At 46.6% G+C, this 14,941-nt stretch carries 8 protein-coding genes; 6 read left to right on the forward strand and 2 right to left on the reverse strand.

Translation table 11 applies throughout. The features are described from left to right. Positions 1–231 precede the first annotated feature (231 nt). From AYW76_RS05575 to AYW76_RS05600, 6 genes are read left to right on the forward strand one after another with little or no spacing between them, the layout of a single operon-like run. On the forward strand, positions 232–1,686 hold the full coding sequence (locus AYW76_RS05575; protein WP_067216871.1) for a circularly permuted type 2 ATP-grasp protein: 1,455 nt from the start codon (positions 232–234) through the stop codon (positions 1,684–1,686). Between the two features lie 2 nt (positions 1,687–1,688). Further along, positions 1,689–2,636 (forward strand): alpha-E domain-containing protein, encoded by a 948-nt coding sequence (locus AYW76_RS05580; RefSeq protein WP_067032413.1) that lies wholly within the window; start codon positions 1,689–1,691, stop codon positions 2,634–2,636. Further along, positions 2,633–5,986: a transglutaminase family protein gene (locus tag AYW76_RS05585; RefSeq protein WP_067032417.1), complete on the forward strand. Its 3,354-nt coding sequence runs from the start codon at positions 2,633–2,635 to the stop codon at positions 5,984–5,986. Before AYW76_RS05580 ends, AYW76_RS05585 begins: the two co-directional genes overlap by 4 nt. A 21-nt stretch (positions 5,987–6,007) precedes the next feature. Next, positions 6,008–8,578: a circularly permuted type 2 ATP-grasp protein gene (locus AYW76_RS05590; protein ID WP_082866119.1), complete on the forward strand. Its 2,571-nt coding sequence runs from the start codon at positions 6,008–6,010 to the stop codon at positions 8,576–8,578. Continuing rightward, a complete protein-coding gene (locus AYW76_RS05595; RefSeq protein WP_067216873.1) occupies positions 8,575–9,456 on the forward strand; it encodes a transglutaminase family protein in 882 nt (293 codons plus the stop codon). Before AYW76_RS05590 ends, AYW76_RS05595 begins: the two co-directional genes overlap by 4 nt. A 32-nt stretch (positions 9,457–9,488) precedes the next feature. Further along, positions 9,489–10,775 (forward strand): DEAD/DEAH box helicase, encoded by a 1,287-nt coding sequence (locus tag AYW76_RS05600; RefSeq protein ID WP_067032422.1) that lies wholly within the window; start codon positions 9,489–9,491, stop codon positions 10,773–10,775. Between the two features lie 58 nt (positions 10,776–10,833). Here AYW76_RS05600 and AYW76_RS05605 read toward each other — a convergent pair whose 3' ends face one another. Together AYW76_RS05605 and AYW76_RS05610 are read right to left on the reverse strand one after the other, a co-directional pair. Next, positions 10,834–12,819 (reverse strand): methyl-accepting chemotaxis protein, encoded by a 1,986-nt coding sequence (locus tag AYW76_RS05605; RefSeq protein ID WP_067216875.1) that lies wholly within the window; start codon positions 12,817–12,819, stop codon positions 10,834–10,836. Between the two features lie 644 nt (positions 12,820–13,463). Further along, entirely contained in the window at positions 13,464–14,231 is a 768-nt protein-coding gene (locus tag AYW76_RS05610) for a hypothetical protein (protein ID WP_067216878.1), read from the reverse strand. Between the last annotated feature and the right edge of the window lie 710 nt (positions 14,232–14,941).

The raw sequence follows: 14,941 nt of genomic DNA on the forward strand, positions 1-14,941 counted from the left end.
CTCGCTAGAAACCTGACATAAATACGGAAACCCAACAAGTTTACTCAGTCACTTAATGGGAATATTTAGCCGGTATTCTGGCGTAATAATTGCTAAGTCCATAACAATTGTATTAGTAAATTCGAAGTTTCACTTGCTTAATGCATGCTTTTGGTTCATCAATAACCTATACGCAAATGAGGATGAACTGTGTTGACGCACTCCCGCAGACGTTAACGGGGATAATAAGATATGGATAAATTGACAGATAATTACAACACCAGCGTTTTTTTCGATGAGCTTATTACTTCATCTGGACAAGCCCATCCACCCGCTAAAGAATTGCTAGACTACTTAAACAGCCTACCAACAGACGAGCTTGAAAAGCGGCGAATTATGGCTGAAGCAACGGTTCAAGAGATGGGCATTAGTTTCACAGTGTATACCGAAGAAGGCAACATTGACCGAGCTTGGCCCTTCGATATCGTACCTCGCACCATTGCCGCCAAAGATTGGGAGATTACCGCCCAAGGCCTCAAACAACGACTCACCGCCCTTAACCGCTTCATCGACGATCTCTACCACGACCAAAACTGCATCAAAGACGGCATCATTCCAGAACATATTATTAAAGACTCTAAGAACTTTCGCCCAGAATGTGTTGGCGTGTCACCGAAATACGGTGTTTGGGCACATATTTGTGGTACAGACTTAGTGCGTGATGAGCACGGCGATTTCTATGTATTAGAAGATAATCTTCGAGTGCCTTCTGGCGTGTCTTATATGTTAGAAAACCGTGCAATCACTAAGCGCGTGTTACCAGAACTGTTTGAAAACGATGAAATATTGCCCGTTGGTGCTTACACATCCAACCTATTTGACACGCTTGCCGCCCTATCTCCACGTGATATTGAGCGACCAGAAATTGTCGTCATGACGCCAGGTATTTATAACTCGGCTTACTTTGAACACGCCTTTTTAGCGCAGAAAATGGGTACTGAATTAGTCGAAGGTTCTGACCTGTTCGTCGACGAAGACGATTGCGTCTATATGAAAACCATCTACGGGCCTGAGCGCGTTGATGTCATTTATCGCCGTATTGACGATTTGTTCCTCGACCCTGAAGCGTTTGATCCTGATTCAGTATTGGGCGTTGCAGGTCTGATGCGCGCTTGGAAAGCGGGCAATGTGGCCTTAGCCAATGCCCCTGGGGCAGGCGTTGCCGATGACAAAGTGGTTTACGCGTATGTACCAGAGTTAATTCGTTACTACCTAGACGAAGAGCCGATTCTGAAAAATGTCAAAACCTACTTATGCGATAACTCAGAAGAGCGCGAATATGTGCTAGCGCACCTTGACGAATTAGTCGTAAAACCAGCCAATGAATCTGGCGGCTACGGCATGCTTGTTGGACCACACTCAACCAAAAAAGAGCAGCAGCAGTTTGCGGAACTGATTAAAAACAACCCTCGTAACTACATTGCTCAACCCACCTTGAAACTGTCCACAGCACCTACCTTGATCGGAAAAGGATCGTTAGAACCGCGTCACTTGGATCTACGCCCATTTATTTTGCAAAGCAAAGACACCTATGTCACGACGGGAGGATTGACCCGTGTGGCGATGAAAAAAGGCTCTCTGGTCGTTAATTCGTCACAAGGTGGTGGTAGTAAAGATACTTGGATTGTGGATACAAAAGGAGCCTAATCATGCTTTCAAGAGTTGCAGAACGCCTATATTGGAGTGCTCGCTACCTAGAGCGCGTGGAAAATACGGCCCGTTTAGTTAGCGTATACGACGATTTACTGTACGACTTACCGCACAATGTGGTCGAAATTTCTTGGTATAACCTTATCGAGATCAACAGTGGTATCGAAGCGTTTAATAATCGCTACAAAGTACAAGATGAGCGCAATGTGGTGAAATTTTTATTGTCAGACGACGATAACCCAAGCTCATTGTTAAATTCCATCAAATTGGTACGCGAAAACATTCGTACGACACGCGATGTATTGCCTAACGAAATGTGGGAACTGATTAACGAGCTGGATTTATTTGCCAAACAGAATATCAAGCAAGGCATTAATCGATCAGCGCGACACGCTTACCTCAATACAATTATTGAAGGCTGTCAAAAAATCATAGGTTTGCTGGCTGGAACAATGGATCGCGATGCGGGTTGGCAGTTCCTTATTTTAGGGCGTTACCTAGAACGCGCCGATATGAATACGCGTATCATCGATGCCGCCACTTCTTTGATGGTTCAGTCTCAAGAAGAGCAAGACCTAGAACTTGGACAGATTGTCTGGTCCAAAGTACTGAAATCGCAAAGTGCGTACTTGAGTTTTCGACGTACTATGCGCAGCTCGATTCGCGGCGCTAAAGCGGTGACCTTCTTGCTGAACGATAAATACTTCCCACGCTCACAGCGTTACTGTTTAGAACAAATTAAAGTGGCAGCAGCAGAGCTACCACGCTCTGGCATTGTCATTATGAGTGCGGATCGATTACTTGAAGAGACGCGCTCCATCGAACTTTCAAGTGATCTTAACCATGAGTTTAGTGACTACTTAAACGACATTCAGCTGAGTATTATTACCTTGAATCAGCAAATCACGGAAAACTGGTTTAACTTCCAGAAAGGAGAAGCGGCATGACCATTCGCGTCGCGATACAGCATAAAACCACCTATGAGTTTGATCGCTTTATCAATGTTTCGCCGCATATTCTACGCTTACGTCCAGCACCACATTCGCGTACACATATTCATGGCTATTCACTTAAAGTGCAGCCCGGAGAGCATTTTGTTAACTGGCAGCAAGACCCGTACGGCAATTTTCAAGCACGTCTGGTTTTCCCAGAAAAAACCAATCGTCTTGAATTTGAAGTAGAAGTTATTGCCGATATGACGGTACTTAACCCGTTTGACTTCTTTGTTGAAGAATACGCGGATAAGTTCCCCTTTAAATATGACCAACAGCTGTTAGAGGAGCTGCAACCGTATTTAAACAAATCCGAAAGTTGCGCTGAATTAGACGAGTGGCTGAAAAGCGTTGATCTAACCCCCATGGTGACGATCGACTTTTTGGTGGCGTTAAACAGCCGCCTAGCAAATGAAATTGGCTACGGTATTCGTCTTGAACCCGGAGTACAGACTTGTGCTGAAACGCTGACGCTGAAAAAAGGCTCCTGCCGTGACACGTCTTGGTTGTTGGTACAGATTTTACGCCACCTCGGTCTAGCCGCACGTTTCGCGTCAGGCTACTTGGTTCAGCTTACCTCTGACATCAAAGCATTAGACGGTCCATCTGGCCCAGAAGAAGACTTCACCGATCTTCACGCCTGGTGTGAAGTTTACTTACCGGGTGCAGGCTGGGTGGGTCTTGACCCAACCAGTGGCTTGTTCGCTGGCGAAGGTCATATTCCACTGGCGTGTACAGCCGAACCTATTTCTGCTGCGCCTATTTCCGGTCTTATTGATGAGTGTGAATGCGAATTTAGCTACACCAACAAAGTCATTCGTATCCATGAAGACCCACGTGTCACCAAACCTTATGACGACGACGAGTGGGAAAATATCAAAGCGCTAGGCCATGCAGTGGATAAGCGTTTAGAGGAAGGCGACGTTCGCCTGACCATGGGCGGTGAACCAACGTTTGTCTCCATTGATGACATGGATTCAGAGCAATGGAATACTGACGCGCTGGGCGCTGATAAATTACGCCTTGCCAAAGATTTACTGTTGCGCATGAAACAAGAGTTCGGTGCCAACGGTTTGCTGCATTATGGCCAAGGTAAGTGGTATCCAGGTGAAGAAGTACCGCGTTGGGCTTTAGGTTGTTTCTGGCGAACTGACGGTGAAGCCTTATGGCAGGATCCTAGCTATTTAGCACGTGTCGACAAAGATTACGGTCATACTGAAAAAGATGCCGGACGCTTCGGCCAAGCACTGTGTAAAAAGCTAAAGTTGGATGCGCAATTCCTTCAGCCTTCTTACGAAGATACGCTTTATTACCTTTGGTTAGAGCGCTCTTTACCGGATGATGTGAACCCGCGCAAAGCAACGCTAAAAGACGATCTAGAGCGTCGTCGCTTAGCCAAACTTCTAAGCCGAGGCTTAGAGCGTGTCAGCGGTTATGTGTTACCCATTGAGTTTGATGGTGCAAAATGGCAAAGCAGCTTATGGCCAATGCGTTCAGACGTGATCACCTTAATTCCGGGTGACAGTCCTATGGGTTACCGCCTGCCATTGAATTCTTTACCAGCGATCAAAGAAGAAGATCAAACACCTGAATGCGATCCTTTTGCAGAACGTGGACCATTGCCTGCATTTAGTCAGTCCGATGCGCCTAAAACGACGCCTCAAGTGCGAACGCTTCAGGCACGAATGGCGCAACGTCAAGCGGCTAAAAATGCGACCAAACCGATCATTCGTACCGCATTATGCGTGGAAGCTCGTGAAGGACGACTGCACTTATTCTTGCCACCACTTGAAAACTTGGAGCATTACGTAAGCTTGCTTCACAGCATTGAAAAAGTGGCAACCGAACTGAAACTGCCGGTGGTTATCGAAGGTTATGAACCTCCGAAAGACCCTCGTATGCAGAAGTTCTTAATCACCCCAGACCCAGGTGTTATCGAAGTAAACATTCATCCAGCAAAAAACTGGAACGAACTGCTGCACAATACCGAAACACTTTATGAGCAGGCCTATCAGTCTCGTTTGGGGGCTGAAAAGTTCATGAACGATGGCCGCCACACTGGCACCGGCGGTGGTAACCATGTCACCTTAGGTGGCGTTACGCCAGCTGACAGCCCATTACTACGCCGCCCCGATCTATTGCGCAGTTTAGTGACCTTCTGGCAACACCATCCAGGACTTTCGTACTTGTTCTCAGGCATGTTTATTGGCCCAACCAGCCAAGCACCTCGCCCGGATGAAGGGCGTGATGAAGCCTTATATGAGATGGAAATTGCGTTCCAAAACATCCCCGAAGGCTTGGTCGATGAACCTTGGTTAGTCGATCGCTTAATGCGTAATTTACTAGTGGACATCACTGGCAACACGCATCGCTCAGAGTTCTGTATTGATAAACTGTATGCCGCAGGCACCAGCAGTGGCCGCCAAGGCTTACTTGAGTTTCGTGGATTTGAAATGCCTCCGCATGCGCGTATGTCATTAGTACAGATGCTGTTGTTACGTTGTTTGGTGGCGCGTTTCTGGGACAAACCGTATCACAAGCCATTAGTACGTTGGGGCACCTCGCTACACGACAAGTTTATGTTGCCGCACTTTGTTTGGCAGGACATAAAAGCTGTCGTAGACGATCTTCAAGAGCACGGCTTACCATTCAAACTTGATTGGCTAGCACCGTTTGAAGAGTTCCGCTTCCCGCACTATGGCCGTCAACAAATCGACGATATTGAGCTGGAATTGCGTTGGGCAATTGAGCCATGGCATGTACTGGGCGAAGAAATTTCTCAGTCAGGTACGGCACGCTATGTGGATTCCTCTGTAGAACGCTTGCAAGTGCGCTTGTCAGGACTAACCGAAGGGCGCTACGTATTGTCTTGTAATGGACGCCGCGTTCCGCTTAGAAACACCGGCCGTAAAGGCGAAGCGGTTGGCGCGGTTCGCTACAAAGCATGGGCGCCGCCGTCTGCCCTGCATCCAACACTCGGCACGGATACGCCATTAGTGTTTGATTTGATCGATACTTGGAACGGGGTTTCTATTGGCGGCTGTACTTATCATGTTAGCCATCCAGGTGGCCGCAGCTACGATACTTTGCCAGTCAACAGCAACGAAGCCGAGGCTCGACGTATCAATCGTTTCTGGGATCATGGTTTTACGCAAGGCACGTTACCCGCGCAGCCGGAGCTGAGTAAATTGCGCCATCTAATGCCTCACGACAAAGCAACTCGTCCTATGGCGCCGCCGGAAGAGGAAGTCTGTCATGAATATCCTCATACTCTTGATCTAAGGAAGAGGTATACTAGGCTCTAATTTCCATTAGAACGTCTAACTATGACAGATACAGTTGCTCCATCCATAACAACCACTGCTGATGAGTTGTTTGTTGCACCTTACCTTGCACCATCAAATGCCTACGACGAGGCATTTGATGGTCGTGGCTCGGTTCGCTTGCCTTGGCAAGCGATCACGACCGCGATGCAACAGCTCGGTGCAGAAGGGATGCAAGACCGCCATCTGCGAGCGCAACGGATTTTGCGTGATGATGGGGCCACCTATAACTTAAAAAGCGATCCCCTTTCACCTAATGTTTGGTCATTAGACATTATTCCTAATGTCATGATGAAAGCCGAATGGTTGAAACTGGAAAGCGCATTACAACAGCGCGCAAAGCTGTTTGATTTGCTCTATAAGGATTTATACGGTGAGCAACGACTGCTCAAAGAAGGCGTCATTCCTTCTGAAATCATTTTTTCTCATCCCGGTTTTTTACGTCAATGCCATGATATGCCGTGGCCAAGCGAACATCGACTGACCTTTCATGCCGTGGATCTGGTGCGCGACCAAAGTGGTCGATTTATTGCCACAGGCGACCGTACTCAAGCCCCGAGTGGGGCGGGTTATGCACTGGAAAACCGCACGGTCGTGTCTCGTATTTTGCCCAGTTTGTTTCGCGACAGTCGTACCATGCGACTCTCTGGCTTCTTTCAAACGGTGCGTGAAACCATTAGCCAGCTGGCGGCACACATTACCGAATCACCCCGTATTGTAGTGCTGACACCAGGGGCTTACAGCAGCACCTACTTTGAACAAGCCTTTCTAGCAAATCATTTAGGCTATCCATTGGTTCAAGGGGGCGACTTAACGGTTCGCAATGGCAAAGTGTGGATGAAGTCTTTAGATGGTTTGTCTCGCGTCGACGTCATATTACGTCGTGTCGAAGATGCCTTCTGTGACCAAGCCGAATTGCGCTCAGACTCTGGATTAGGTGTGCCTGGACTGCTCGAAGTCGCGCGTCAAGGCAATGTCATCGTCACCAATCCACTTGGTTCAGGCTTATTAGAAACCCCCGCCCTATTGGCATTTTTACCCGACATTGCGCAATGTTTAATGGGCGAAGAATTACTGCTTCCGTCAGTAGACAGCTATTGGTGTGGCAATGCGAAGCAGCTCGACTATGTCTTAAATAACTTGCCACAGCTGATCATCAAACCAGCGTTCCGTAGCCAACTTAGCAAAAGCGTTTACGGACACCAGCTTGATAAGCAAGGTCTAGCTGATATAACGGCCGCGATTTTAGAAAACCCAATCGCCTATGTCGCTCAAACGTATATTCCCGGTTCCCATAGCCCCATTTGGGAAGATGGTGCGCTCAGCTCAAGACCCTGTATTTTGCGTACCTTTAGTGTCGCAAGTGATGAGGGTTATCGTGTAATGCCGGGAGGGTTAGCGCGCGTTGCGGACTCTCGTGACCAAACAATCGTCAGTAAGAATTTATCGGGTTCACGCAGCAAAGATATGTGGATCTTAAGCGATACGGTGGAAGCCGATATCGACGTGCCGTTGGACAATTTACCGGGCGCGCAGGCCGAAGCCGCAAACTTGCCTAGTCGTGTCATTGAAAACTTATTCTGGTTTGGGCGATATGCCGAACGTGCGGAAATGAGCTTACGCTTAATGCGCACGATCTTTAAACAACTGAATGGCATTGATATTTTCCCTACAGAAAGCCGCAAAGTACTGCTGTGCGCCATGTCTGATATCAGTGGTTCACTCCCCGGTTTCCACGATCAGCCTGAGCTGCTTGAAAATCCGAACGATGAATTGGCTGCACTGGTAGTCGACAGTCAACGTATGGGATCGATCAAGTCGAATTTACAACAGATGCTAGCTTGTGCCGAGCAAGTAAAAGAAATGCTATCCGCGGATACGCGTATCATTTTGAACGAACTGCGCGACCACATTCACAGTATTGATCGGGCCTACATCAATGGTCTCCCCCCCGTTCCAGAAGAGTCATTAGACAGCCTTGTAACGTCTTTGCTAGCGATTTCGGGGCTCAATCATGAAAGCATGCTGCGCGGTATGGACTGGATGTTCCAAGAAATTGGCCGTCGAACAGAACGGGCAATGCTGACGGCAAACCTACTGAAAAACACCTTGTCTGAACCGCTTCCGAGCTTGCAACAGCAACAAGTACTCGAGTCGGTATTACTCAGTGTAGAAGCGCTAATATCCTTCCGTCGCCGCTATCGAACACGAGCACGTGTGTCCTACGGTTTAGATTTATTGATGATCGATCGATCCAATCCACGCTCCTTAATTTATCAAGTCGAGCAACTGCGCAAGTACGTCAGCGAGCTACCAACGACAGATCAAGGCACATTGGGCTTATCACCGGAAAATCGTTTCATCATAAAATCGTTAAACGACATTCAATTGGCAGACTTGGATTCCTTAGCGCAAATCGATGAGACTAGCCAAACTCGTCATAACTTAACCGAGCTGATGACTCAGGTAATGGATAACCTCGAGCATCTGACGACCATTCTAAGTGATAAGTACTTTGATCACACCGCAGGACCGCAGCAGCTCGTGAAAGCGAAATGGAAGAATAACGTATGAAATATCGAGTCCGCCACATAACGGAATACCTATACAATGCGCCCGTCACCTTGTGTTACAACATGGCGCATCTACTTCCGCGTGATACGCTGAATCAACGTTGCTTAAGCCGTCGAATTAAAGTAACACCGACACCGGTGTATCAGACCAACGGGGAAGACTATTTTGGCAACCCGACGTTTTATTTTTCTGTGCAAGAGCCCCATAAAAAACTCGCGATTGATGTGGAGTGTTATTTTGAAATTGAACAAAATGATGTCTCTGGACAGTTATCACTGCATGGCCTGACCTGTAAAGAGTTACGCGATCAGCTTACCGAAGCATCCACACCACAGCTGCGCATGGTCAAAGAGTACACCTTAGATTCTTTGCATATTCGTCGTAGCAAAGCATTAGCAGATTACGCACGCGACTGCTTTCTGGATGATACCCCCGTACTTCAAGCCAGTATGGACTTCACGCACAAGATTTTTGAAGAATTCGCCTTTGACCCAGCGGCGACCAGCGTCAGCACTCCGGCGGAACAAGTGCTGGAAGAAAAACGCGGTGTGTGCCAAGACTTTGCCCATTTAGCCATCGCTTGTATTCGCTCTATTGGCTTGCCTGCACGCTATATGAGTGGCTATTTAGAAACACTGCCACCTCCTGGGCAAGAGAAATTAGTTGGAGCCGATGCCTCCCATGCGTGGTTTGCTATTTTCATTCCTGATCTAGGGTGGGTAGAATTCGACCCCACAAATGACTTAATGCCTAACGAACAGCACATCGTCACCGCTTGGGGGCGTGATTACGCTGATGTCACACCGCTACAAGGCGTGATTTTCGACGGTGGCGACAGTCAATCACTTAATGTTTCTGTGGACGTGCAGCGCGTTTAATACAGCGTTGCCTCCCTCAATTTGGTACTACAATGACCTTTGCAACACTTGGTTTATCTTCCGCTGTCACGGACATACTCAAAGAACTGGGCTACCACACCCCGACACCGATCCAAGCACAAGCGATTCCACTGATTCTATCGGGTAAAGACGTATTGGCCGCGGCGCAAACCGGTACTGGTAAAACCGCTGCCTTTACTCTGCCAATCATCGAGCAACTGAGCAAAGGTAAACGTGCCAGTGCAACACAAGTTCGTTGTTTAATTCTGGCCCCTACTCGCGAACTCGCCAGCCAAATCGGCGACAGCGTACGCACCTACAGCCAAGGTCTAGGGCTGCGTAGCCAGACCATGTACGGCGGCGTTCAAGCTTACCCGCAAATCAACGGCATGAAACGCGGAGCAGACTTACTGGTCGCCACACCTGGACGCTTAATGGACTTGTTTAAGCAAAATGCCGTGGCGTTCGATGAACTGGAGTTTTTAGTATTAGACGAAGCCGATCGTATGTTGGATTTAGGCTTTGAAGAAGCGCTTAATGCGCTGCTGGCGCTGCTGCCTAAAACACGTCAAAGCATGATGTTTTCTGCGACCTATTCTGATGCCGTCAAACAATTAGCCAAGCTATGGCTACGAGACCCAGAAGAAGTCGCCGCAAAACAAAGCAACCGCGTTGCAAACACCGTTCGTCACCAAATTTACACCGTCGATAAAGTGCGTAAACCGGAACTGTTAGCTGAACTACTTAATCGTCAACACTGGAATCAAGCGTTGATCTTCACCAAGACAAAGCGTGGTGCTGATGAAATTACGGAGATCCTGCAAGCAGAAGGCTTTAATGCCCTCGCGATGCATGGCGACAAACCACAGTACGCACGTTTATCAGCAATTAATGCTTTTAAAAAAGGCGAACTGGCCTACCTTGTGGCAACCGACGTCGCCGCTCGTGGGCTGGACATCGAAGGCTTGCCAGTGGTGATCAATGTTGACCTGCCACACGTCGCAGAAGACTACATACACCGTATTGGTCGAACCGGACGTGCTGGGCTAGAAGGTCGCGCTGTCTCCTTAGTGTGTGCCGATGAGGTAGAAAACCTACGTGCTATTGAAGTGCTACTAAAACAACGCGTACCACGCAAAGAAATCCCAGGCTTTGAGCCGGAACATCGCGTGCCCGATACCCATCCTCGTAGCCAAAAGAAAGTCGTCAAAGCTGCGCCAGAAGTTCAAGGCAAAAAAGCCAAGATTGACCCCGTCAAACCGGATGTCACAAAAGGCCCTGGACTGCGCAGTAACCCCTTTGCGAAAGCCAAAAAGTAATCGACAAAAAAGCCGCTCACAAGCGGCTTTTTCTTACATCGTGACACGCCACCAACGACTAACGTAGTCGGTAAGACTGTAACTCTTTAAGCACCGCATCAAAGCGATCCTGAGTTTGACGCGCCTCAGACTCGGTTAAATTAACCGTTTCCGTAATATGGCTTGAGCGATCTCGCACCATCTGCACATTACGGTTAATGTCTTCGGTGACTTGAGACTGCTCCTCCGACGCCGTAGCAACACGCTCAATGGTCATATTGATCTCGTCCACAGACTCAAGCAATGATTCAATCATTTCCGCATTGTTGATCACTTCCGATGCGGTGCTCGTCGCCATCGAAGAACAACTTTCCATCGACGATAACGCATTTTTACTGGAGCTAATCAACGTCTCGATCATCGAACGAATCTCTTCTGTCGAGTCTTGGGTTCGCTGTGCCAAGCTACGCACTTCATCCGCGACCACCGCAAAACCGCGACCTTGTTCACCCGCTCGTGCGGCTTCAATAGCAGCGTTCAGCGCTAACAAATTAGTCTGCTCGGCAATCGACTCAATCGTTTGTAGGATCGACGCAATTTGTTCCGTTTGATTGGTGACCTGTTGCACAGAATCAAAACCACCGGTCACTTCACGGCTCAAGGTTTCAATCGATGACTGAATTGAATGCATGCCTGCACGGCCTTCCGAAGCACGAGACTGAATGGTTTCCGTTGCTTTTGCAGCCGCTTGCATGTCTGCTGAAATAGTTCCGCTGGTTAACGACATCTCCTCAATCGCAGCGGCAATTTGATCCGTTCGAGCCAACTGGTCTTGAGTCTCTGCCGCGGCCTCTTTGGCTTGCACGATTAAGCCATCCATACTGCTGTTTGATTCTTGAGACTTCTGCGCCAACATTCCAAACGTGCTAGATAAATGCTCAAGATGCAAATTCAGCTCATGCATTATATGGCCCAATTCATCTTTAGAATTGACCTCTAAATTCACCGTGAAATCTTTCTTCTCACCCACAGAACTCAATGCATTATGAACCATAGCAACACGGCTAGAAACGGACCGAATCACACTGATCGTCAGCAGTAGCACCAATAAGCCCACTACTAAGATGGCGATAACAACTAACGTAAAGGTTGTTACATCACGGCTTTCTTGAGCATCCGCAATATCATCTACTGTTGACCCAATCTCGTCTGACAAGCTCTTAACAAGACCGATCTTCGCAGTCGCCAACGCAAACCAGTTATCTGGACCTTGAACGGCTTGAAGGTCACTGGTATTCATAAAACCAGACAGTACTTGCTGAACGCTTTTCCACTCAGACTGACTTTTCAGACTTTCAAGTTGACGCTTACGTTCAGGCGTGGCGACATCGTTAAAATAGCTTTCCCAGACAGATTCATCTGCAATAAAGCTCGACACTTGAACAAAACGACGCTCACTGACACTCCCAGCCGCGAATACACCATTCAGAGCCCCTCGGTATTGCCCAATACGCTCTTTCATCCAAAGCAGACTTAAACGCGATGACAACGCTTGGGTAATCTTAGGACTTGCCACTTGATTAATACCGCGTTGAATAGCGCGTAAAGCCGAGGCATTAAGATCAGAATAAAAGGCAAATGCCCCATTATCAGTAGATAAACTGTCGACTTTATTGCGAACTGAGGATTTGTTGTTAAGAAGCGCCAAAGTAGGTTGGATTAACGTATTAATTTCAGACTGGGTCAGCGCATGAAAATCGTCGGCAGAAAGATTCCGTAACGACTGTTCGGCTTGGTCAGCGACCGAGCGCTGTTTTAAAACCTTGTCTTTTCCTTGCTCACCATTAGACCCTAAAAAGCCTGCTGTTAAACCACGTTCAACGGCAAAGTTGTGAGCAATTGCATCAAGCCTTTCCGTTAAATGCACAATGTCATTGGCTTTCTGAGTATCTCGGATACTGTTCATCAAACTCGAACCCAAGAAAAAAGCGAGTATTACAACTAATAACAGTGGTACAAAGCCCACCAACGCGATCGCGTTAGATACCTTAAGATTTTTAAACACGCATCTCTCCCTACGTTCCTTCTTGCGTCTTATTATCATGGTTCAACTTATTTACCTAAGCAAACGTAAATGTCAATTTATGGTAAGAAAAGTCTAATGCATCAATAGAGAGTGAAGTGAAGATGGAAAAACGAACAGGCCAACATCAGTACGACTTTTTAGAAAGATAAAGTTTACTAGACATGAGTCTTTATGAAGCAGGCCGCCATAGGCGAAGTTTGGGCCGACATGGGGCATTATTTTCTCAATGCGGTTTGGCGCGATGCATTCAAAATCGTTTTCTTAGAGGGGGCTTAGGTTGTATTAAACGCCCACTACAACAGCTAAAAATCAACGCCTATCAGATTTTACGCTCAAGCCTGCACTGGTAATCACTTTACCAGTGATCGCCTAGAGACACTCGAAATACTCGGCTTCATTCTTTTGACGATGAGCCAATATCATTCATGGTTTCTTCCTTGGACGAAGCAAGTTCACTAATTATTAACAGTATTTATAGAGCAATAACTCTCATAGCGGATAACGCCCGCTTAAGCCGCTGCCAACGCAATACAACGGCTACCGCATTGCGCCTTAAACACAATAATTACTGCAAACCAAAAGTGCCACGCGTTGGGTGTCGGTTTGAAGCTTTTGTTAGGCTTTTATTGTGCAGACTCTAGCTTCAAGTTCCTAAACGTAACTGAACGATCTGCCCCAAAATAGTGAAAGTTAATCTGAAGTTTTTTAACCAGATCGGAATTTGACTTGGCTGACATTTTAAAATACAGAACCAAGTTGGTAGAAGACTTTTTGGTCAAGTGAATTTTTTCCCAGCGTCCAACTCCTTGATTATCAAAGATCACTTTTTCGCGTACTCCTTGATTATTGCTCTGGTCATACAAGAAAACACGATCAAATCTAGAAACATCATAATCCTCGTCTGTTTTATTAGAGACTTTCAGGTCACATTGGATTAGCGTCCCAGATTTAGAACAACTCTGAACCTCATACTCAAGCCCTGATTCAACTTGAACCAAACCATAATTGACCTTCATTTCCTTACCGACTATATAAGATGTCAATGAAGAAGTTGGGGCATAAAACTCTCTGAGGCTCAGTGAAAAAATAAAGATAAGCGAAAAGGATAATACGTAGTAGAAATACTTCTTGAATGTCGTACAAGCGGTAGAAGATGTTGCAAGCTTACTAACTATGTATAAGATAAGAAATGCAGATACAACAGCTATGAATGCAAACAATCCCTGATAGAGCATCAACCCATCAAAATCTAAGGATTTCAACCTACCAAAAAAGTCGACGTTCTTAAATGTCGGAAACAATACTGCAATTGCAGTCAACACTAAGGTTTGGATTACGCTCAACTCTGTAACAAAGTGAAAAAATCCATTTGATTCTTTTTTTTTATTCATATTCTCCTCCAAAATACACCCCCTAATTTGAATATTTTTGAATCCTAACAGCTTAATAGTGTGAATGCGCATTTACGCAATGCCAGTGAGCTTAAATAAAACCCACTAACGTGATGGTTTTTCAGCCTTTTTTTGGCTTATCCCGTCACAATGTAAAACACATATTTAAGCATGCGTGTTATATCATTTGTCCACAGCACGTTATTCTGACTGTGATATTGGTTAATGATTGATCTTAATACACTTTCGTTGACGCTTCCATGACAAACCGAGAAGCTGAGCCGCGTTCAGATCATAAAGCTGAGCATTCAATTTGATAAAGCAAAAATAGACTGTATATACAAACAAGTTTTTGGGCTTATCCACAAGGGCTATAAAAGTAGTTGAATCATCGAGATCATTTCAAATTAAAGTATGTTCAATCCCTCTCGCAGCGCGGTTCTACAGAGTAAGCGGTATTCCATGCGTTTAATTTGTGCTGACGCGTCGCTGGCGAGGTACGAGGCGAGACATGGTGCAAGCAAATTAATGACATGGAATGAAGCAACAAAGCGGCTGGTAAGCACCGAAACTCGTTATTCTTAGTTTTTAATAAGATCATTTGATCTGAGACTGTTTCCCTCGGAGACCGAGGTTATATGGACCCGCCCGACTGTTGCAAGCTATTTCGATAAGACAGAGTAAAGTTGCACGCTTATATTCGGCCTACT

The sequence above is a fragment of the Marinomonas gallaica genome, assembly GCF_001639745.1.
Taxonomy (GTDB): Bacteria; Pseudomonadota; Gammaproteobacteria; order Pseudomonadales; family Marinomonadaceae; genus Marinomonas; species Marinomonas gallaica.

What these genes read in the sequence shown, in the direction of transcription:
- AYW76_RS05585 (WP_067032417.1), top strand. Translation starts at nt 2,633, where the DNA reads ATGACCATTCGCGTCGCGATACAGCATAAAACCACCTATGAGTTTGAT.
- AYW76_RS05610 (WP_067216878.1), bottom strand. Translation starts at nt 14,231, where the DNA reads ATGAATAAAAAAAAAGAATCAAATGGATTTTTTCACTTTGTTACAGAG.
- AYW76_RS05600 (WP_067032422.1), top strand. Translation starts at nt 9,489, where the DNA reads ATGACCTTTGCAACACTTGGTTTATCTTCCGCTGTCACGGACATACTC.
- AYW76_RS05580 (WP_067032413.1), top strand. Translation starts at nt 1,689, where the DNA reads ATGCTTTCAAGAGTTGCAGAACGCCTATATTGGAGTGCTCGCTACCTA.
- AYW76_RS05595 (WP_067216873.1), top strand. Translation starts at nt 8,575, where the DNA reads ATGAAATATCGAGTCCGCCACATAACGGAATACCTATACAATGCGCCC.
- AYW76_RS05575 (WP_067216871.1), top strand. Translation starts at nt 232, where the DNA reads ATGGATAAATTGACAGATAATTACAACACCAGCGTTTTTTTCGATGAG.
- AYW76_RS05590 (WP_082866119.1), top strand. Translation starts at nt 6,008, where the DNA reads ATGACAGATACAGTTGCTCCATCCATAACAACCACTGCTGATGAGTTG.